Origin of the sequence: uncultured Microbacterium sp. (assembly GCF_963524805.1) — a bacterium.
GTDB lineage: Bacteria > Actinomycetota > Actinomycetes > Actinomycetales > Microbacteriaceae > Microbacterium.
This window is the reverse complement of the sequence record NZ_CAURGG010000001.1, coordinates 666,038-685,116: the sequence shown is the minus strand read 5'-3', so window position 1 is coordinate 685,116 and position 19,079 is coordinate 666,038. Positions and strand designations below refer to the sequence as shown.

At 69.0% G+C, this 19,079-nt stretch carries 19 protein-coding genes; 18 read left to right on the top strand and 1 reads right to left on the bottom strand.

Going from position 1 to position 19,079, the window contains the following annotated elements; genetic code table 11:
• Positions 1–3 precede the first annotated feature (3 nt).
• The 18 genes from RWQ91_RS03365 to RWQ91_RS03280 all read left to right on the top strand — a co-directional run bounded on the left by RWQ91_RS03365 (position 4) and on the right by RWQ91_RS03280 (position 17,324).
• Positions 4–1,788 (top strand): penicillin-binding protein 2, encoded by a 1,785-nt coding sequence (locus RWQ91_RS03365; RefSeq protein ID WP_314502609.1) that lies wholly within the window; start codon positions 4–6, stop codon positions 1,786–1,788.
• Between the two features lie 44 nt (positions 1,789–1,832).
• Positions 1,833–3,245 carry a UDP-N-acetylmuramoyl-tripeptide--D-alanyl-D-alanine ligase gene (gene murF, locus RWQ91_RS03360; RefSeq protein ID WP_314502608.1) on the top strand — a complete coding sequence of 471 codons (1,413 nt, stop codon included), beginning with the start codon at positions 1,833–1,835 and terminating at the stop codon, positions 3,243–3,245.
• The gene (mraY, locus tag RWQ91_RS03355; RefSeq protein ID WP_314502607.1) at positions 3,242–4,354 is read left to right on the top strand and encodes a phospho-N-acetylmuramoyl-pentapeptide-transferase; all 1,113 of its coding nucleotides are present in this window, start codon (positions 3,242–3,244) and stop codon (positions 4,352–4,354) included. The genes murF and mraY overlap by 4 nt, the downstream gene beginning before the upstream one ends.
• Positions 4,351–5,907 carry a UDP-N-acetylmuramoyl-L-alanine--D-glutamate ligase gene (murD, locus tag RWQ91_RS03350; RefSeq protein WP_314502606.1) on the top strand — a complete coding sequence of 519 codons (1,557 nt, stop codon included), beginning with the start codon at positions 4,351–4,353 and terminating at the stop codon, positions 5,905–5,907. Before mraY ends, murD begins: the two co-directional genes overlap by 4 nt.
• Positions 5,897–7,135 (top strand): putative lipid II flippase FtsW, encoded by a 1,239-nt coding sequence (ftsW, locus tag RWQ91_RS03345; protein WP_314502925.1) that lies wholly within the window; start codon positions 5,897–5,899, stop codon positions 7,133–7,135. Before murD ends, ftsW begins: the two co-directional genes overlap by 11 nt.
• Positions 7,136–7,158: 23 nt before the next feature.
• Positions 7,159–8,238 carry an undecaprenyldiphospho-muramoylpentapeptide beta-N-acetylglucosaminyltransferase gene (gene murG, locus RWQ91_RS03340; protein ID WP_314502605.1) on the top strand — a complete coding sequence of 360 codons (1,080 nt, stop codon included), beginning with the start codon at positions 7,159–7,161 and terminating at the stop codon, positions 8,236–8,238.
• Entirely contained in the window at positions 8,235–8,651 is a 417-nt protein-coding gene (locus RWQ91_RS03335) for a hypothetical protein (protein ID WP_314502604.1), read from the top strand. The genes murG and RWQ91_RS03335 overlap by 4 nt, the downstream gene beginning before the upstream one ends.
• A gap of 73 nt (positions 8,652–8,724) precedes the next feature.
• On the top strand, positions 8,725–10,161 hold the full coding sequence (gene murC, locus RWQ91_RS03330) for a UDP-N-acetylmuramate--L-alanine ligase (protein ID WP_314502603.1): 1,437 nt from the start codon (positions 8,725–8,727) through the stop codon (positions 10,159–10,161).
• Positions 10,162–10,167: 6 nt separating this feature from the next.
• The gene (locus RWQ91_RS03325) at positions 10,168–11,205 is read left to right on the top strand and encodes an FtsQ-type POTRA domain-containing protein (RefSeq protein WP_314502602.1); all 1,038 of its coding nucleotides are present in this window, start codon (positions 10,168–10,170) and stop codon (positions 11,203–11,205) included.
• A gap of 195 nt (positions 11,206–11,400) precedes the next feature.
• Positions 11,401–12,546 carry a cell division protein FtsZ gene (ftsZ, locus tag RWQ91_RS03320; protein ID WP_314502601.1) on the top strand — a complete coding sequence of 382 codons (1,146 nt, stop codon included), beginning with the start codon at positions 11,401–11,403 and terminating at the stop codon, positions 12,544–12,546.
• A 19-nt stretch (positions 12,547–12,565) separates the two neighbouring features.
• A complete protein-coding gene (locus RWQ91_RS03315) occupies positions 12,566–13,252 on the top strand; it encodes a YggS family pyridoxal phosphate-dependent enzyme (protein WP_314502600.1) in 687 nt (228 codons plus the stop codon).
• A 43-nt stretch (positions 13,253–13,295) separates the two neighbouring features.
• Complete coding sequence (locus tag RWQ91_RS03310; protein ID WP_314502598.1) at positions 13,296–13,754, top strand: cell division protein SepF; 459 nt, start codon at positions 13,296–13,298, stop codon at positions 13,752–13,754.
• Between the two features lie 25 nt (positions 13,755–13,779).
• Positions 13,780–14,079 (top strand): YggT family protein, encoded by a 300-nt coding sequence (locus RWQ91_RS03305; protein WP_314502597.1) that lies wholly within the window; start codon positions 13,780–13,782, stop codon positions 14,077–14,079.
• A 128-nt stretch (positions 14,080–14,207) separates the two neighbouring features.
• Positions 14,208–14,810 (top strand): DivIVA domain-containing protein, encoded by a 603-nt coding sequence (locus tag RWQ91_RS03300; RefSeq protein ID WP_314502596.1) that lies wholly within the window; start codon positions 14,208–14,210, stop codon positions 14,808–14,810.
• 8 nt (positions 14,811–14,818) lie between these two features.
• The gene (gene lspA / locus RWQ91_RS03295) at positions 14,819–15,484 is read left to right on the top strand and encodes a signal peptidase II (protein ID WP_314502595.1); all 666 of its coding nucleotides are present in this window, start codon (positions 14,819–14,821) and stop codon (positions 15,482–15,484) included.
• A gap of 1 nt (position 15,485) precedes the next feature.
• Positions 15,486–16,406, top strand: a complete 921-nt coding sequence (locus RWQ91_RS03290; RefSeq protein WP_314502594.1) for an RluA family pseudouridine synthase — start codon at positions 15,486–15,488, stop codon at positions 16,404–16,406.
• Positions 16,407–16,476: 70 nt separating this feature from the next.
• Entirely contained in the window at positions 16,477–16,680 is a 204-nt protein-coding gene (locus RWQ91_RS03285; protein ID WP_314502593.1) for a hypothetical protein, read from the top strand.
• 74 nt (positions 16,681–16,754) lie between these two features.
• A complete protein-coding gene (locus RWQ91_RS03280; RefSeq protein ID WP_314502592.1) occupies positions 16,755–17,324 on the top strand; it encodes a GNAT family N-acetyltransferase in 570 nt (189 codons plus the stop codon).
• A 60-nt stretch (positions 17,325–17,384) separates the two neighbouring features.
• Here the strand turns inward: RWQ91_RS03280 and RWQ91_RS03275 are convergent, their stop codons facing one another.
• Positions 17,385–18,950, bottom strand: coding sequence for an alpha/beta hydrolase-fold protein (locus RWQ91_RS03275; protein WP_314502591.1), 1,566 nt, complete (start codon positions 18,948–18,950; stop codon positions 17,385–17,387).
• Between the last annotated feature and the right edge of the window lie 129 nt (positions 18,951–19,079).

Sequence of the window (19,079 nt, the reverse complement as noted above, 5' to 3'; positions counted from 1 at the left end):
TACATGACCACCAGAAGCACGCGGAGCCCGCGCCGCCGAACGGTGGTCGCGCTCGCCGTCGTCCTCGCTGTGCTCGCCGGCTTCATCGTGCGCCTCGTGGACATCCAGATCGTTAACGCGGATGACCACATCGCCGATTCGATGCAGGTCGCCCTCGGCGCGTCGCGGACGCTGTACGGCACGCGGGGGGAGATCGTCGACGAGTCCGGGCAGACGCTCGCCGGCAGCATCCTGCTCTACGACGGCGTGCTCGATCCGAAGAACGTCGGACCGCTCACTCGTGCCGACGAGGACGGAACGCGTGTGGTCACGCCGTGGAAGGACGTCGCGGCCGAGATCGGCGAGATCACCGGTCAGACTCCGGACGAGGTGCAGAAGATCGTCGCCGATGCCCTCGCCGAGAACGCCGACTCGCAGTTCGCCTATCTCAAGCGGGGGCTCACCACGGAGCAGTACCGCGCGCTGGTGGACATCGGAGCGCCGTACCTGACCTTCGATGCCCACCCCGCCCGCACGTACCCGGACGGTGCCGTCGCGGGAAACCTCGTGGGCTTCATGGGGGTGGACGGCGAGGCGCTCGCCGGCATCGAGAAGAGCCAAAACGACTGCCTGCTCGCGACGGACGGAACACTGTCGTTCCAGAAGGGCAAGGACGGCGTCGTCATCCCCGGAACCGAGATCCAGCAGCCCGCCGTCAACGGCGGCACCCTGCAGCTGACGATCAACCGCGACCTGCAGTGGTACCTGCAGCAGCTGATCGGCGAGCAGGTGCAGGACATGGCCGCCAAGCGCGGGACGATCACCGTCGTCGAGGTCAAGACCGGGAAGATCCGCGCCGCCGCCGAGTTCCCGAGCGTGGACCCGAACAACATCGATGCGTCGGAGCAGACCGACCGCAACAGCCACATCTTCCTGGACACGTTCGAGCCCGGGTCGACTTTCAAGGCCCTCACAGGCTCGATCGTGCTGGATGCCGGCGGCCAGGACCTGAACTCGACGGTTCAGGCCTCCAGCCGTGAGCAGTTCCCGAACGGGGCGACCGTCCGCGACGCGTTCCAGCACGACATGTACGACTACACCCTCGCCGGTGTGCTCATCGACTCGTCCAACGCGGGCATCTCGAAGTTCAGTGAGAAGGTGACCCCGCAGACGCGGTTCGATTACCTGCAGAAGTTCGGGATCGGCACCGGCAGCGCCGTCGGCTTCGAGGGCGAGTCGAAGGGCCTGCTGTATCCGCCCGATCAGTGGGACAACCAGCAGGTGTACAACACCTCCTTCGGTCAGGGATTGACGACGACCGTGCCCGAACTCATGGGCGCCTACGACGCCGTCGCCAACGGCGGCACCAAGATGCCGCTCTCGATCGTCGAGTCGTGCACGAAGGCGGACGGCACCGTCGTCACCCCCGACCTTCCGGCGCCGACCCAGGTCATCAGCGCCCAGACCTCCGCGCAGATGCGGGAGATCCTGGAGAACGTCGCCATGCAGGCCAGCTACGCCAAGCAGATCGAGGTTCCCGGCTACCGGCTGGCGACCAAGACCGGAACCGGTGAGAAATCCGACGGCAACGGGGGCTACAAGGCGGGCGTGTACTACACCACCATGATCGGCTTCGCCCCGGCCGACGACCCGCAGTACCTGGTCGCCGTGACGCTCGACGAACCCACTACGGTAACCTCGTCTTCGGCCAATGCGCCCGCGTTCCAGAAGGCCATGACCCAGGTCCTCAAGACCTACCGCGTCATGCCGGCGACGACGGCGCCGACGGTGCTTCCGAAGTTCGGCTGATCCCTGCCGACCCTCGAGCGGCGCCCGAACCGGCCGGAGACCCGATGATTTCCCTCACACTCGCTCAGCTCGCCCATGTGCTCGACGGTCAGCTGCATCTCGGCCCCGACGCCTCGACGGAGGACGTCGTCGGGGGCGCCGTGGACACCGACTCCCGGCTCATCGAGACCGGCGGCATCTTCGTGGCCAAGCCGGGCGATGTCACCGACGGGCACCTGTTCGTCGACGCGGCCGTCCGAAACGGCGCGGCCGTCGCGATCGTCGAGCACGTCGTCGCCGCCCCGGTCACGCAGATCGTCGTCGCCGATGCGGTCGACGCGCTGGCCGATCTCGCCCGGCACGTCGTGAGCGAGGTGCGGGATGCCGGAGGCCTGCGCATCGTCGGAATCACCGGCTCGAACGGCAAGACGACCACGAAGAACCTGCTGGCCCGCATCCTCGAGGACGACGGAGCGACGGTCGCCCCGCGCGCATCGTTCAACAACGAGGTGGGCGCCCCGCTGACCATGCTCCGCGTCGGCCCTGACACGCGATATCTCGTGAGTGAGTTCGGTGCGAGCGGCCCGGGAGCGATCGCACGCCTGGCCGGTCTGGTCGAGCCCGACATCGGGGTCGTCCTCATGGTCGGCCTCGCCCACGCGGGCGGCTTCGGGGGGATCGAGGGGACGTTCCGCGCGAAGTCCGAGCTCGTCCGTGCCGTGCGGCCCGGGGGTGTCGCGGTCCTCAATGCCGATGACCCACGGGTGGCCGCGATGGCGCCGATCGCGACGGAGCGCGAGGTGACGGTCCGCTGGTTCGGTCGCGGTCCCGGAGCCGACGTGCGCGCCGATGACGTCGAAGTCACGGCGGACGGAACGCGCTGCCTCGTCACGGCGTACGGTCGCACCGAGCCGCTGCACCTGCGCGTGCTGGGCGAGCATCACGTCATGAACGCGCTCGCGGCCATCGCGGCCGCGATCACCCTGGGCGTGTCGTTGGAGGCGTGCGTCGCGCGGCTGCAGACCGTCGAGCTCGCCGAGCGGTGGCGCATGCAGCCGCTCGGGTCGGACCGGGTGCGGATCATCAACGACGCCTACAACGCCAGCCCGGACTCGATGGCGGCGGCGCTGCGCACGCTCGCCCAGATCACGGGTCCGGGCGAGCGCACGGTGGCTGTCCTCGGTGCGATGAGCGAGCTCGGAGAGTATGCCGACGAGGAGCACGACCGGGTCGGCCTCCTGGCCGTCCGGCTCGGCATCCAGCGCATCGTCGTGATCGGCCCTGCCGCCCGGCGCATGTATCTCGAGGCTGTCGCACAAGGGTCCTGGGATGCCGAGGCGATCTTCTTCGCCACGGCCGACGAGGCGTACGACTACCTGATGGGGGAGCTGCGGGACGGCGACCGCGTCCTGGTCAAGTCCTCGAACTCGGCGGGTCTGCGGTTCCTCGGCGATCGTCTGGGAGAATCGTTCTCGTGAGATCACTTCTGACGGCAGCGGCGATCTCGCTGGCATTCACGCTCTTCCTCACACCCGTCTTCCTGCGCTTCTTCCGCAAATGGGGCTGGGGGCAGGTCATCCGCACGCCCGACGACGTGCACAATCCCAGCCACGGCGAGAAGCGCGGCACGCCGACCATGGGTGGCACGATCTTCATCGCCGGCACGATCGTCGGCTATCTCGCCGGCGCCTTCACCGGCAACAACCCCCCGACGATCTCCGGCTGGCTCGTGGTCTGGATGATGGTCGGCTTCGGTGCGGTCGGATTCATCGACGACTACATGAAGGTGCGCCGGCAGCGCAGCCTGGGCCTTTCCGGCTGGCGCAAGATCGTCGGGCAGATCCTCGTGGCGGTGCCCTTCGCGATCGTTGCGCTGAATTTTCCGAACGCCTGGAATCAGACTCCGGCGTCGGCGTACATCTCGTTCTTCCGTGACGTGCCCATGCTGTCCTTCATGGCGCTCGGCCCCATCATCGGGTGGCTGCTCTATCTCACGTGGATCTCGTTCGTGGGCGTCGCGTACTCGAACAGCGTCAACGTCTCGGACGGCCTCGACGGGCTCGCCGCCGGTGCGGGCGTCTTCGTCGTCGGGGCCTACAGCCTCATCGCCTTCTGGCAGTTCAACCAGTCCTGCAGCGGGGGAGCAGAGCTCTCGGACGGCGTCGCCTCGGCGTGCTACGCCACCCGCGACCCGTTCGATCTCGCGATCGTCTCCGCGGCGTTCATCGGAGCGCTCGTCGGTTTCCTCTGGTGGAATGCGCCCAAAGCCCAGGTCTTCATGGGCGACGTCGGATCCATGTCGATCGGCGGCGTGATCGCCGCGATGGCGATCCTGACGCGCACCGAGCTGCTGTCGGTGCTCATCGCCGGCGTCTTCGTCATCGGTCCCGGATCGGTGATCCTGCAGCGGCTGTACTTCAAGCTCACCCGCGGCAAACGCCTGTTCCTCATGAGCCCGTTCCACCACCACCTCGAGATGCGCGGGTGGTCGGAGATCACGATCGTCGTGCGCATGTGGATCATCGCCGGGCTGCTGGCCGTGTCGGGCATCGGCTTCTTCTACGTCGAGTGGCTCACGCAGACATGACCTCCACGAGGCTCGAAGACCTGACGAGCTGGCACGCCGACTGGACGGGTCTGCGCGTGGCGGTGCTCGGGCTTTCCGTGACCGGGTTCTCCGCGGCCGACACCCTGGCCGAACTCGGCGCCGACGTGCTGGTGCTGACCGAGCAGGCGGCCGAGGAGTACGTGGGCCTGCTGCCGGTGATCGGCGCGCAGCTGTGGACGGGAACGCTGACGACGGTGCCGCAGCAGCTCGTCGACTTCGCCCCCGACGTCGTCGTCGCCTCGCCGGGCTTCGCGCCGCAGCATCCGGTCATCGCATGGGCTCGCGAAACCGGCGTGGCCCTCTGGGGCGACATCGAGCTGGCCTGGCGGGTCCGCGACAAAGTGCTGCGCGCAGACGGATCGCCCGCGGACTGGGTGCTGATCACCGGGACGAACGGCAAGACCACCACGACGCGGCTCACCGCCGAGATGCTGGTCGAGGGCGGCCTGCGCGCGGCGCCCGTCGGCAACATCGGCACGCCGGTGCTCGACGCCGTGCGCGACCCCGCCGGGTTCGACGTTCTCGTGGTGGAGCTCTCGAGCCATCAGCTCTGGTACCTGAGTCTGCAGAGCGGGACCGACCCGGTCTCGCCGCACGCGAGCGTGTGCCTCAACCTCGCCGATGACCATCTCGAGTGGCACGGAACATTCGAGGCCTATCGCGACGCGAAGGCGCACGTGTACGACCACACCCGCGTCGCGTGCGTGTACAACAAGGCGGATGCCGCCACCCGCACGATGGTCGAGGACGCCGAAGTCATCGAGGGCGCCCGTGCGATCGGCTTCGACCTCGGGGTGCCGGGTCCGAGCGACCTCGGCGTGGTGGACGGCATCCTCGTCGACCGGGCCTTCCTCGAGGATCGACGCACGAGCGCGCTCGAGCTGACGACGGTCGCTGATCTCGCCGAGCACGGTCTGGCCGCCCCCCACATCGTGGCCAACGTTCTGGCGGCGGCCGCGCTCGCGCGCTCGCTCGAAGTCACGCCGGCCGCGATCCGGGACGCCCTGCGGGGATTCCGGCTGGACCCGCATCGCATCGAGGTGATCGAGGTCATCGAGGGCGTCACCTGGGTCGACGACTCCAAGGCGACCAACCCGCACGCAGCGGCATCGTCGCTCGCGGCCTACCCGGGCGCGGTATGGGTGGTGGGGGGCCTGCTCAAAGGCGTGGACATCTCCGAACTCGTGGCCGGCCGCGGCGCGAGCGCGAAGGCGGCGATCGTGATCGGCGCGGACCGCGATCCGGTCGTCTCGGCGTTCTCACGACACGCGCCCGCAGTCCCGGTGTTCGAGGTGGACGCCGCAGAGACTGAAGAGGTCATGGCACGGGTTGTCGAACTGGCGGCCGGGATCGCGCGTGACGGGGACGTGGTTCTGCTCGCCCCCGCCGCCGCATCCTTCGACCAGTTCTCCTCCTACGCCGACCGCGGGCGGCGCTTCGCCGAAGCGGTGCGAAACAGAACTGCGAGGGGGGCCGGTGGCGACGACGACGCAGAGCCCTCCGACGCAGCGCCCTTCTCGGATCCCAGCTGACCCTCCTTCGCGCAGCGGTCTGGCCGCGCGCGTGTCGCTGGGCCGGGTGTTCGCACCCGTGCCGAGCGAGTTCCTCCTGATCGCCTCGACGGCGCTGCTGCTGACCGGATTCGGCCTGGTCATGGTGCTCTCGGCCACGTCCGCGACGGCGACCGCCGCCGGTGAACCGCCCTATGAGGCGGTGATCAAGCAGGCGGTGTTCGCCGTGATCGGCATTCCGCTCATGTTCATCGCGAGCCGGCTTCCGCTCGGGTTCTGGAAGCGGGCGGCGTGGCCCGCCCTGATCGGCGCGGTGCTCTTCCAGCTGCTCGTCTTCGTTCCCGGCCTCGGAGTCGAGGCCAACGGCAACCGCAACTGGATCATGATCGCCGGCTTCCAGTTCCAGCCGGCCGAATTCCTCAAGCTCGGGCTCGCGCTGTGGATGGGTTACGTGCTGTTCCGCAAGCAGACGCTTCTGGGCCTGTGGCGTCACGTGTTCATCCCGGTGGTGCCCGTGGGCGCCCTCGTGATCGCCACGGTGCTCGGGGGCCACGACCTCGGCACGGCCATGATCCTCGTGCTGATCCTGCTGGGCGCCCTGTTCTTCTCGGGCGTCAAGCTGCGGATCTTCATCCTGCCGCTGCTCGTCTCGGTCGGCGTCGTGGCCGCACTCGCGGTGACCAGCCCCGACCGAATGCGGCGCATCATGAGCTTCCTCGATGCCGACTGCCTGGCCGACTACTACAACAGCTGCTACCAGCCCCTGCACGGCATCTGGGGACTCGCGGGCGGCGGAGTGTTCGGCCTGGGGCTGGGCAATTCGAAGGAGAAGTACGACTGGCTGCCGGCGGCGGCCAACGACTACATCTTCGCGATCGTGGGCGAGGAGCTCGGCCTGATCGGCTGCGCCGTTGTGCTCGCCCTGTTCGCCCTGTTCGCGGTCGGCGCGTTCCACGTGATCCGCAAGACCGACGACCCGTTCGTGCGCATCGTCTCGGGCGCCATCACGGTGTGGATCGTGGGCCAGGCGCTCATCAACATCGGCGTCGTCCTGCGTGTGTTCCCGGTGCTCGGCGTCCCGCTTCCCTTCATGTCGCAGGGCGGCACCTCTCTGCTCTCGGTGCTGGTCGCCTCGGGAGTGCTGCTGTCGTTCGCCCGCACGCTGCCGGCCGCAGAGGCCAAGCGCCGCGCGGCGATCCAGCAGGCTGCCGCGCGCCGGCAGCGGGCGGCCGCCGCCGCGGCACGCTGAGCGCGGCGGGTTAGGGTCGGAGGGTGACGACGTACCTGCTCGCCGGTGGTGGGACCGCCGGTCATGTGAACCCTCTGCTCGCCGTCGCGGACGAGCTGCGCGAGCGGGATCCGGATGCCGAGATCCTGGTGCTCGGCACGCGCGAGGGCCTCGAGGCTCGCCTCGTTCCCGAGCGCGGCTACGAGCTGCTCATCGTGGACAGAGTGCCGTTCCCGCGGCGTCCGGACAGGGCGGCGGCGGCTTTTCCGGTCCGGTTCCGCCGAGCGATCGCGCAGGTCCGCGCGCACATCCGCGACCGCGGAGTGGACGTGGTCGTGGGCTTCGGAGGATACGCAGCGGCGCCCGCCTACGTCGCCGCGCGCCGCGCGCGGGTTCCGGTGGTGGTGCATGAGGCCAACGCCAAGCCGGGGATGGCGAATGCGCTCGGCGCCCGGCGGGCCGCCGGAGTGGGCGTGGCCTTCGCCGGCACGCCGATCCGCAACGCCCGCGTGGTCGGCATGCCCCTGCGCCGCGAGATCGTCGAGCTGGACCGCACCGCCCTGCGTGAGGAGGCCGCGGCGTACTTCGGCCTCGATTCCGAGCGCCCCGTCCTTCTCGTCTTCGGCGGCTCGCTCGGAGCTCTCAGGCTCAACGAGGCGTTCGGTGCCGCGTGGCAGGACGTGCTCGAGGCCGGGTGGCAGCTGATCCACGTGACGGGGGAGCGCTCGGAACTGCGTGACCCCGGCGTGACCGGCTACGCGATGCGCCGCTACGTCGACCGCATGGATCTCGCGTTCGCCCTGGCCGATCTCATCGTCTCGCGCGCGGGCGCGGCGACGGTGAGCGAGATCAGCGCGCTCGGCATCCCCGCGGTCTACGTTCCGTACGCCGTCGGCAACGGCGAGCAGGCTCTGAACGCGCAGTCCGCCGTGCACGCGGGTGCGGCGATCGTGATTCCGGATGCCGAACTGACCGCTGACCGTGTGCGGTCGGAGGTCGTGCCGCTGCTGGCCGACGAGGCACGGCGTGCCGCGATGACGCAGGCAGCGGCATCCGTCGGCACGCGCACGGGCACTCAGAACGTGGTCGCCATGATCGACGAGGCGCTCCGAGGGCGGCCGTGAGACGCGGGCGGGTTGCCGGGATCATGCTCGCGCTGTGTGCGCCGGTGCTGGTCACCGCCGGCTGCGCCGCCGGACCGGTGGCCCCGGGCTCGGTCCCGACGCCGTCGCAGTTCACCGACCGCGCCGAACTGCCCTCGTGCGGGGAGATCACACTCGCGCAGGGCGATGAGATCCCCGATGCCGACCTGGACTGCCTCGATGAGGCCGGGGCCGAAGGGGCTGAACTCGCGGTGACCCGGCCCACGACGGAGGGCGACCCCGTCACCGAGTACTACCGCGTTATCCCCGGCGGCGGGTGGGAGGCCTACCTCGACGGCAGCATGGACCGCTACGGCGGGCAGTGGTGGTACACCGATTGCCCTGATGCCACGTCGATCGAAGACCTCGCCACCTGCCGGGGCGCGGCTCTCTGACCTCCGCGCGAGCGCGCGACGACCAGCGCGCCGGGGACTGCTCCCAGGTCGCCCAACCTAGGATTGACGGGTCATGATCAGACCCGACCTCAGCCTCCCCATCCCCGAGAGCATCGGCGCCGCGCACTTCATCGGCATCGGGGGCTCCGGTATGTCGGGCCTGGCCCGCATGTTCCTCGAGCGCGGCATCCGCGTCTCCGGGTCCGATCGCGCCGACAGCCAGGCGCTGCGAGACCTCGAGGCTCGCGGAGCGACGGTCTACGTCGGACATGACGCCGCGAACCTCGGCGATGCCGATACCGTGATCCACACAGGTGCGATCTGGCCGGAGAACCCCGAGTTCGTTCTGGCGAAAGAGCGCGGGATGCCGGTGATCCACCGCTCGCAGGCGCTTCACTGGCTGATCGGCGGGCGGCGCCTGGTCGCCGTCGCCGGCGCCCACGGCAAGACGACGTCGACGGGGATGATCGTCACCGCGCTGCAGGAGATGGACGAGCGACCCACGTTCGTCAACGGCGGCGTGATCGCCCAGCTCGGCGTCTCGAGTGCGACCGGCTCCGACGACCTCTTCGTGATCGAGGCCGACGAGTCCGACGGCACGTTCCTGTTGTACGACACCTCGATCGCCCTGATCACCAACGTCGACCCCGACCATCTCGACCACTACGGCTCGGACGACGCCTTCATCGGCGCGTTCGCCGAGTTCGCCAACCGTGCGCGCGAGGCCGTCGTGATCTCGGCGGACGACGCCGGCGCCCGCACGGTGGCGGAACGGCTCTCGCACCCGCGCGTGGTCACGTTCGGCGAGTCCGCCGGCGCAGATCTCAAGGTCAGCGGCATCCGCACCGAGGGGCCGGTCTCGTTCACGCTCACTCACCGCGGCGCCTCCGTCGATGCCCGCCTGGCCGTGCCCGGCGCGCACAATGCGCTCAACGCGGCGGGCGCCGTGGCCGTCCTGCTCACGCTCGGCCACGAGCTCGAGCCGGCTGTGCGGGCGGTGGAGGGCTTCGAGGGCACGGTGCGCCGGTTCGAGCTGCACGGCACGACGCGCGGCGTCAGCGTGTTCGATGACTACGCGCACCACCCGACCGAGGTCGCCGCAGCGCTCGAGGCTGCGCGCACGGTCATCGGCGACGGTCGCATCATCGCGATCCAGCAGCCGCACACCTACTCGCGCACGCAGCAGATGTACCGCGAGTTCGCCGAGGTGCTCGAGCGCCATGCGGATCACACGGTGATGCTCGACGTGTACGGCGCGCGCGAGGACCCGGTGCCCGGCGTCACCGGGGGACTGGTCGCCGGTGCTTTCGCCGACCCTGATCACGTCCACTACGTGCCCGACTGGCAGCAGGCCGCCGACTACACGGCGACCGTCGCCCGCGAAGGCGACTACGTGATCACGCTCGGCTGCGGCAACGTGTACCAGATCATCCCGCAGGTGCTGGACGCGCTGGCGCGAACTCCGGCCGCGACGGCCGTGGCCGTCGCCCCGGACGAAGCGGCGGAGTAGCGCCGGATGCGCCGGCCGACGCCTCTTCCGCCTTCTGCGGGCACCGTCGCCTCTCCGCCCGCCGCGCGGGCGGCAGCACCGCGGACCGCTGAGCCGGCGCCGGCGACGGAGGACGAGACGCCGAGGGAGGCCGCGCACCTCGGTGAGCCGGCGCCGGTGATCCCGCTCGCCGTCGCCTCCCCGGTCGGCATGCAGCGACCCACTCGACTTCCCGACGCCACCACGGGTGCTGCGGAGGACGTCGTGCCCCCGCAAGGAGTCCCGGAGGCCGACGACGACCCCGTCCGCTTGCGTGAGGTCTGGGCTGCCGCCCGTGCCCGCCGCAGGGCACTCCGGGCCGAAGTCCGGCGCTTCACCGGACGGCAGCGTCGCCGCCGCCTCCTGTGGCTCGGGGGCGCGGCATCCGTCGTCCTGCTCATCCTCGCGACGCTCGGTGCGGCCTACAGCCCCCTCTTCGCGGTGGAGCAGATCCGCATCGTCGGCTCCGAGCAGCTGGACACGCTGGCCGTCGAGGCGGCGCTGAAGGACCAGATCGGCACGCCGCTGCCCCTCGTCGACGAGAGCGCGGTCAAGGCCGCACTCGTCGCCTTCCCCATCGTCGAGTCGTATTCGCTCGAAGCCCGCCCACCGCATGAACTCGTCGTGCGCATCGTCGAGCGCACGCCGATCGGCCTGATCCAGACGCGCGCCGGGTACACCCTCGTGGATGCCGCAGGCGTCGCCCTCTCGACGACCGAGACACCGGCGCCGGGCCGGCCGCTGGTCACCGTCCGAGGCGGCACGGGGTCTGCCGCGTTCGAGGCGATCGGCCAGGTGATGAGGTCGCTCCCGGATTCGATCGCCGATCAGGTGACGGCGGTGTCGGCCTCCACGCCCGACGACGTGACGCTCACGCTCGGCGGATCGAACGCGCAGGTCGTGTGGGGCAGCGCGGAGAATTCGGCCTTCAAGGCCCTCGTGCTCGAGAAGGCGATGGTCGCTCGTCCGCCCGCCTCGGTCAGCGTCTACGACGTGTCATCGCCGAGTGCCATCGTGGTCCGCTGAGACCGCTCGCGCGGGCTTTCGAACGTGTTCCGGGCAGGATGTCGCGACACGCCGCGGCGCTCCCGAGTGCGCGGCATCATCCGCATACTTTCGTGACCAGAGGAAATGCATACCGGGCAATTCTTTAAACTTCTAGAAGAGGTTGAAGGTTATACCGGTGCTTCAGACCAGGGTGCAGGAAAGACGGAGGCCGGCATGAGCCAGAACCAGAACTACCTCGCGGTGATCAAGGTCGTCGGCGTCGGCGGTGGCGGCGTGAACGCCGTCAACCGCATGATCGACCTCGGCCTCCGCGGAGTGGAGTTCATCGCGATCAACACCGATGCGCAGGCGCTGCTGATGAGCGACGCCGACGTCAAGCTCGACGTCGGACGCGAGCTCACGCGTGGCCTCGGTGCCGGCGCAGACCCCGAGGTGGGCCGCCGTGCCGCCGAGGATCACGCCGAAGAGATCGAAGAGGCCCTGCGCGGCGCGGACATGGTCTTCGTCACCGCGGGTGAGGGCGGTGGCACCGGCACGGGCGGCGCGCCCGTCGTCGCGAAGATCGCCAAGTCCATCGGCGCGCTCACGATCGGTGTCGTCACCAAGCCGTTCTCGTTCGAGGGGCGTCGTCGCCAGAGCCAGGCCGAGACGGGCGTCGCGAAGCTCAAGGAAGAGGTCGACACCCTCATCGTGGTGCCGAACGACCGGCTGCTGGAGATCAGCGACCGCGGCATCTCGATGATCGAGGCGTTCGCCACCGCCGACCAGGTGCTGCTTGCCGGTGTGCAGGGCATCACCGACCTCATCACGACCCCCGGACTCATCAACCTCGACTTCGCCGACGTCAAGTCGGTGATGCAGGGCGCCGGTTCGGCCCTCATGGGCATCGGCTCCGCGCGCGGCGCCGACCGCGCGATCAAGGCCGCCGAACTGGCGGTGGAATCGCCGCTGCTCGAGGCGAGCATCGAGGGGGCGCACGGCGTGCTGCTCTCGATCCAGGGCGGGTCGAATCTCGGCATCTTCGAGATCAACGACGCGGCCCAGCTCGTCAAGGAGGCCGCTCACCCCGAGGCCAACATCATCTTCGGAACTGTCATCGACGACACGCTCGGCGACGAAGTCCGCGTCACCGTGATCGCGGCCGGGTTCGACAACGGCGAGCCGACTCTGCGCGTGGAGCCGATCGGCGCCTCGCGCGTCGTCTCGGCGCCGGTGCTGCCGGCCACGCCGGCCGTCGACGCGGCCAAGGAGCCGATCCGCGAGAGCGAGACCGTCTCGGTCGGAGCGGCCGTGCCGGACTCGAGCTACGACTCCGCTTTCGGCGATGACGACCTCGACATCCCCGACTTCCTGAAGTAAGAGCGTCGACGGGATCAGGGTGAGCCTGGCCGCCCGACTCTCAGAGGTCGACGCCGGGATCGTGGCCGCCGCACAAGCGGCCGGCCGCGATCCCGGTGCGATCACGCGCATCGTCGTGACGAAGTTCCACCCTGCGGCCATGGTCCAGGAGCTCTACGGGCTCGGCGTGCGCGACGTGGGCGAGAACCGGCAGCAGGAGCTCACCGAGAAGGCGGCGGCCATGAGCGAGCTCGAGAGCATGCGCTGGCACTTCATCGGGCAGGCGCAGACCAATAAGGCGAAGGCGATCAGGGCCGCCGCATCCGTCGTGCATTCGGTCGACCGCATCAAGATCGCGGACGCCCTGGATGCCGCGGCCACCCCCGACATGCCGACGCTCGACGTGCTCATCCAGATCAATCTCACCGACGACCCGGGGCGCGGCGGTGTCGCTCCCGCCGATCTGGATGCTCTCGCCGACCACGTCGTGAGCGGATGCCGCACACTGCGCCTGCGCGGGGTCATGGCGGTCGCTCCCCTCGGAGAAGAGCCGGCGCCCGCTTTCGCACGTCTGGCGCAGTACGCCGCTCGGGTCCGCGCGATCGAGCCGTCCGCCACATGGATTTCCGCCGGAATGACGGCGGACTATGCCGAAGCCATCGCCGCAGGTGCGACACACCTGCGGATCGGGTCGGCAATCACGGGCCCCAGGCCCCCGCACGGTTAACCTCGGAATACGAGCAACAGCGCGAAGAACGCAGGAGGATGCGATGTCGAACCCGCTCAAGAAGACCATGGTGTACCTCGGCCTCGCGGATGAGGAAGAAGTGTACGAAGAGCCCGAACCCCAGCAGACCGGCCGCAAGCCGGCAGCCGTCGAGAAGTCCGCGCCGGTGACCCCGCTGCACCGGCCGACGGTCGTGCGCCAGGTCGCGCCGGCCGCGATCAGCGAGATCCTGACCGTCCACCCCAAGCAGTACCGCGATGCGCAGGTCATCGCCGAGAACTTCCGTGACGGCATCCCCGTCATCATCAACCTGTCCCAGATGAGCGATGCCGACGCGCGCCGTCTGATCGACTTCGCCAGCGGACTCTCTCTCGGTCTCTACGGGCGCATCGAGCGTGTGACCAGCAAGGTCTTCCTGCTCTCGCCCGAGAATGTCGCCGTCTCCGGCGACGGCGCGGTCGCACAGGCCGACCCGGAGTCGGTCCCATTCGCGCAGGGGTAGCGCGCCACGCTGATACGATCGAGCTGTGAATATCGTTGGCGCGATTGCCACGATCCTCAATAGCCTCCTCCTGCTTTTCGTGATCGTGCTGCTTGTGCGGCTCGTGCTGGATTGGGTGCCGTTCTTCAATCGGGAATGGCGGCCCAAGGGTGCCGGTCTGGTGGCCGCGGAGATCGTCTACACGGTCACCGATCCGCCGATCAGGATGTTCCGGCGTTTCATCCCGCCGCTGCGCGTGGGCGGGATCGGCATCGACTTCGGCTTCACGCTGACGATGCTCCTGTGCTTCGTGCTTCTCGCGGTCACACGCGCGTTCATGCGCTGACGCCATCCGGCCGCGGCCTTCGACACGCTCGTGAGCCGCGACTATGCTTGCCTGGTACGACCGCCGGACATCGGCGGAGCGGCCCCCGACATCGGCCAGCGACCAGAGCGCTCGAAAGAGGTACCACCATGGCATTGACCCCCGATGACGTCGTCACCAAGCAGTTCCAGCACGTCCGGTTCAAGGAGGGATTCGACCCGGACGAGGTCGACGACTTCCTCGACGAGATCGTCGTGGAGTGGCGCAAGACCATCGCCGAGAACGACGAACTGAAGGCGAAGCTCGCTGCGTACGAGTCCGGCTCCGAGGTTCCGGCCGCGGCGCCCGCCGCCGTCGAAGAGGCGCCCGCTCCCGCTCCGATCGCCGCGCCCGTCGCGGACGCAGACCAGGGCGCTGCCGCCCCGGCCGCCGCGAGCGCCGGCATCATCGAGCTTGCGCAGCGCCTGCACGACGAGCACGTCGCCGAGGGCATCGCCCAGCGCGACAAGCTCATCGCCGATGCCCAGGCTCAAGCCACCGCGATCGTCTCGGATGCGGAGACCAAGGGGCGCGAGGAGATCGCCCGCCTCGACAAGGAGCGCGCGAGCCTCGAGAACCGCATCACGGAGCTTCGCAACTTCGAGCGCGACTACCGCGCGCAGCTGCGCGGCTACATCGAGGGCAAGCTCCGCGACCTGGAGACCACGGGCGCGACGTCGGGCTCGACCCCGGTATCGGCCGTCGGTCTCTAGGCCGGCCTTTGACAGGCCGAGCCCCCCTGCATAAGGCGGCGGCCGGCACCATCGTCGCGATCCTCGCGGCGACGGTGCTGGCCGCCGACCAGTTCACCAAGTACCTCGCGATCCAGAACCTGCCACCCGAGCAACCGGTCAAGGTGCTGGGGGACTTCCTGATCTTCTACCTGGTCAGGAATCCGGGCGCGGCATTCTCCCTCGGCGAGGGCGTGACGTGGATCTTCACGATCGCTCTCGCCGTGGTCGCGGGTGTGATCATCTGGCTGGCCGCGACGCGCATCCGGTCCCGTGTCTGGGCGGTCATCCTGGGCCTGCTGCTGGGCGGGGTGCTCGGAAACCTGACCGACCGCGCCCTGCGGGAGCCGGGCTTTCCCGTCGGGCATGTCGTGGACTTCATCAACACGCCCTGGATGATGCCGGCGATCTACAACGTCGCCGACATGTTCATCGTGACGATGATGATCGCGGTCGCCCTGCTGGTGCTCATCGGTCTCAAGCTCGACGGCACGAGAGAAGCCCGCGCGGGCAAGGACGACACCCTGCTCGGCGAAGGCGATGAATTCCCCCCGGACGGCGGTGTCACCGGCTTCCAGGGCGGGGAGTTCCCGGTGGCGGACCCGGATGCCGGCGCACCGCGCGACCGTGAGCAGCGGCGCGACGCGGATCTCTGACATGGACTCGCGTTCGCTGCCCGTGCCTGACGGCCTGGACGGGACGAGGGTGGATGCAGCCCTTGCCAAGATGCTCGGCTTCTCGCGGACCTTCGCGGCTGAAGTGGCCGACGGCGGCGGCGTGGCGATGGACGGCCGCGTGCTGACCAAGTCCGATCGCCTCCACGGCGGCTCGTGGCTCGAGGTGTCGTGGCAGCCCAAGGAGGAGCCGCGCGTGATTCCCCTTGCCGTCCCTGATCTGGGAATCGTCTACGAGGACGATGAGATCGTGGTCATCGACAAGCCCTCCGGTGTCGCGGCTCACCCTTCGGTGGGCTGGGAGGGTCCGACGGTGCTGGGCGCACTGGCCGCGGGAGGCATCCGCGTCGCGACGACGGGAGCCGCGGAGCGGCAGGGCATCGTCCACCGCCTCGATGTCGGCACGAGCGGCCTGATGGTCGTCGCCAAGACCGAGCGCGCCTACACCGCGCTGAAGCGGGCGTTCAAAGAGCGCGAGGTCGAGAAGATCTACCACGCGGTGGTGCAGGGTCATCCCGACCCCCTCACCGGAACCATCGATGCGCCCATCGGGCGCCATCCCTCGTCGTCGTGGAAGTTCGCCGTCACCCCTGACGGCAAGGACTCCGTCACCCATTACGAAACCCTGGAGGCATTCCGGCGGGCCGCGCTGCTGGAGATCCACCTCGAGACCGGGCGCACGCACCAGATCCGTGTGCACATGGCCGCGCACCGGCATCCGTGCGTCGGGGACCCGCTGTACGGTGGCGACCCGACTCTCGCCGCGCGCCTGGGCCTGACCCGCCAGTGGCTGCACGCCCGCCAGCTGTCTTTCGCGCACCCGGCCGGCGGGGACCGGGTGACCTTCGCCTCGGAGTACCCCGCTGACCTGGCGCACGCACTCGAGGTGCTGCGGGCGGACTAGGAGCAGTTCATGTATCGCGCGGCGGCGCGCGCGCTCTTCCATGAGGACAACACCCGTGAGGAGGGGAATCATGAACGACATCACATTCGCTGCGAGCCGCATTGCGGTTCACCGCGCGCACGAGCTGGCACTGGCCGCCGAGCAGGGCCGCGCGATCGCCGAACGAAACGCCGAGTGCGTGCCGACGCCGGTGCGCGAGCAGCCGCGCGTCCGGTTCCCGCGAGCGCGCTTTCCGCAGCTGCTCTTCCCGCGCACCGTCCGCACGGCGCACTGATCGACCTGCACGCCCTCCCGCCCGTTTCGGCGAGGAGGGCGTGCGGCGTCGGAGGGTGGTGGCACGATGTCGCCATGAGCATCCAGGTGCGCCCGGCCACGGATTTCGCCGACGTTCGAACCATGCTCGGCCCCAAACGCGAAGACGCCAGCGTGTGCTGGTGCCTGAGCTACCGCATCCCGTCGAAAGAGAATCAATCCCTCACCGGCACCGCCCGGGGCCGCAAAGCGTCCGAGATCACGAAGCAGGGTTCTCCGGGCGTGCTCGGGTATGACGGTGACGAAGTGGTCGGGTGGGCGGCGGTGCACCCCCGCGCCGACACGACGTTCGCGACGAATCGCAGGATTCCTCACGTCGACGACCTGGACGTGTGGTCGCTGTGGTGCGTCAGGGTGCGGCCCGGGCACCGCGGCAGAGGCATCTCCCATGCCCTGGTCCGGGGAGCGATCGACTTCGCCCGAGCGTCCGGTGCGCCGGCGATCGAGGCCTACCCCGTCGACAACGACGGGGCGAAGGTCGATCTGACGATGGCATACGTGGGCACCCGCCGGCTGTTCGAGCGCGCAGGGTTCACGAAGGCGTCCGACACCGATTCGGTGCTCAATGGATTTCAGCGGGTTCTCATGCGGCTCGACCTGCGGTGAGCGGCGCATGACGAGGGGCTGCCGGCATAAACGATGCCGACAGCCCCTCGCGGGAGCGAACTACTGCCAGTGTCCGAGGTTGAAGATCAGCTGCTCAATGGTCGGAACCATCGCGGCCGACTGCTCGGCGGTCAGCTTGCCGTTGCCGGTGAAGGCGTTCACCTGGTCGCGGAGCCCGGTCAGAACCTGGACCGCACCGGCGTTGTCATCCTTCTCGACGAGCTTGTAGGCCTGGTCGAGCTTGACCGTCAGCGCGTTGATGTTTCCCTTGTTCAGGGTCGTCCCGGCCACGGCCGTCTTCAGCGCGTTGATCTCATCCGCGATGAACGCCTCGGGCTGCCACAGGTAGTCCCTCGCGAAGATCGTGAACAGCTGGTTCCACGCGTTGAAGTCGTGCGCACCTGCGACCACGGAGTTCTCGACGAAGGCGACCTGATCCAGCGCCGCCACCGCCCCCGCGTTGGGAAGACCGAAGTCCCATGCCCCTCCGCCGTACAGGATGTACGGGGCCGCGAGGTCCGGCGTCGAAGCGGGGACGCTCACGCCGCCGCTCCAGGGGCCCCAGTAGCCGAACAGGTCGGCGTCATCCCTGATCAGGTTCTGCGTAACGAAGCTTCCCGCGGACAGACCCGCGAAGGCCCGCTCGATCGGCTCGGTCGAGACGTTGTAGTTCGCCTCGACGAACGGGATCACGACGTTGCGCAGGTTCGGGTACGCGTCCCCTTGCACGGCCTGGTTGCCGACGGGTCCGAGGTAGTTCGTGTTCGTCGTGATGACGACCGCGGGCTCGGTGGTGCCGTCCTGGAGCAGGTTGTCCATGATGACCGGCACGTCGCCCATGTTCATCCAGTCGGACTGGTCCTGGCCACCGCCGTGCTGCATGTAGATCGTCTTGTACGGCTCGGCGCGGTTCGGGTCGTAGTCCGGCGGAAGGTAGACGCCCAGCGTGCGCCCGGTCTGGCCCGGGATGTCGATCGGGACGTAGCTCCAGGTGCCCTTGGCCGAGTCCTCGCGCGGAAGCTCGATCTGCCGCGCAGCGAGTGGCGCGAAGTTCTGCTTCGTTTCGTCGTACGGCACGAACACCTTGTTGAAGGCGCGCCGGCCGGGGAACGCGATGCCGTCCGGAGCGAACAGGGGCGAGTTCTCGGGGTCGGCCAGCCACGCGTTGGTGTTGTTGTCGACGTAGAACCAGTACTGGTTGGCACCCGCGGCAAGCGGGACGCTCGTGTACCAGCAGTCGTCGCCGACGTCCGTCATCTCCACGTCGTAGCCGCCGCCGCCGCGCATCAGGCCCGGCTTGTATTCGAACGGCGAGTAGATCTTCGTGTCCGTGGGGTCCGCCCAATTGCGCAGCATGATGTCGGCCACGAATCGCACGCTCGTCGCGTCGGGGTTGCAGTACACGAAGTGACCGGTGTAGCCGGTCGGCGAGTTGGGGTCGGCCACGACGGTCGGGCCGGGCGGGAAGTCGACATCGATCGCGTTCGCCGCCACGGCGGACGATCCGAGGACCATCGCCGATGCCAGTGTCAGCGCGGCGATCGGCCGTCCGACCCGGCTCCGCCGGCGCGCGCGGCGTGTTGTCGAGACGACATCGGTCTCGTCGGACGGTTGCAAGGCTCTCATCACTATTCCTCCTTGAATGGTCACCGAGCGCCGGGGGGTGCTCCGCGCGGCCAGGCTATCCCCGGTTTACGACGTTGTAAAGAAAATCTTTACGACGTTGTACAAATCTGTGGCGCGCATGCCGGAAGG

Bases quoted from the DNA above. Each gene is read 5' to 3' on its own strand.
- RWQ91_RS03365 (WP_314502609.1), top strand. From the start codon at position 4: ATGACCACCAGAAGCACGCGGAGCCCGCGCCGCCGAACGGTGGTCGCG.
- murF (WP_314502608.1), top strand. From the start codon at position 1,833: ATGATTTCCCTCACACTCGCTCAGCTCGCCCATGTGCTCGACGGTCAG.
- murD (WP_314502606.1), top strand. From the start codon at position 4,351: ATGACCTCCACGAGGCTCGAAGACCTGACGAGCTGGCACGCCGACTGG.
- murC (WP_314502603.1), top strand. From the start codon at position 8,725: ATGATCAGACCCGACCTCAGCCTCCCCATCCCCGAGAGCATCGGCGCC.
- RWQ91_RS03325 (WP_314502602.1), top strand. From the start codon at position 10,168: ATGCGCCGGCCGACGCCTCTTCCGCCTTCTGCGGGCACCGTCGCCTCT.
- ftsZ (WP_314502601.1), top strand. From the start codon at position 11,401: ATGAGCCAGAACCAGAACTACCTCGCGGTGATCAAGGTCGTCGGCGTC.
- RWQ91_RS03310 (WP_314502598.1), top strand. From the start codon at position 13,296: ATGTCGAACCCGCTCAAGAAGACCATGGTGTACCTCGGCCTCGCGGAT.
- RWQ91_RS03300 (WP_314502596.1), top strand. From the start codon at position 14,208: ATGGCATTGACCCCCGATGACGTCGTCACCAAGCAGTTCCAGCACGTC.
- RWQ91_RS03290 (WP_314502594.1), top strand. From the start codon at position 15,486: ATGGACTCGCGTTCGCTGCCCGTGCCTGACGGCCTGGACGGGACGAGG.
- RWQ91_RS03285 (WP_314502593.1), top strand. From the start codon at position 16,477: ATGAACGACATCACATTCGCTGCGAGCCGCATTGCGGTTCACCGCGCG.
- RWQ91_RS03280 (WP_314502592.1), top strand. From the start codon at position 16,755: ATGAGCATCCAGGTGCGCCCGGCCACGGATTTCGCCGACGTTCGAACC.
- RWQ91_RS03275 (WP_314502591.1), bottom strand. From the start codon at position 18,950: ATGAGAGCCTTGCAACCGTCCGACGAGACCGATGTCGTCTCGACAACA.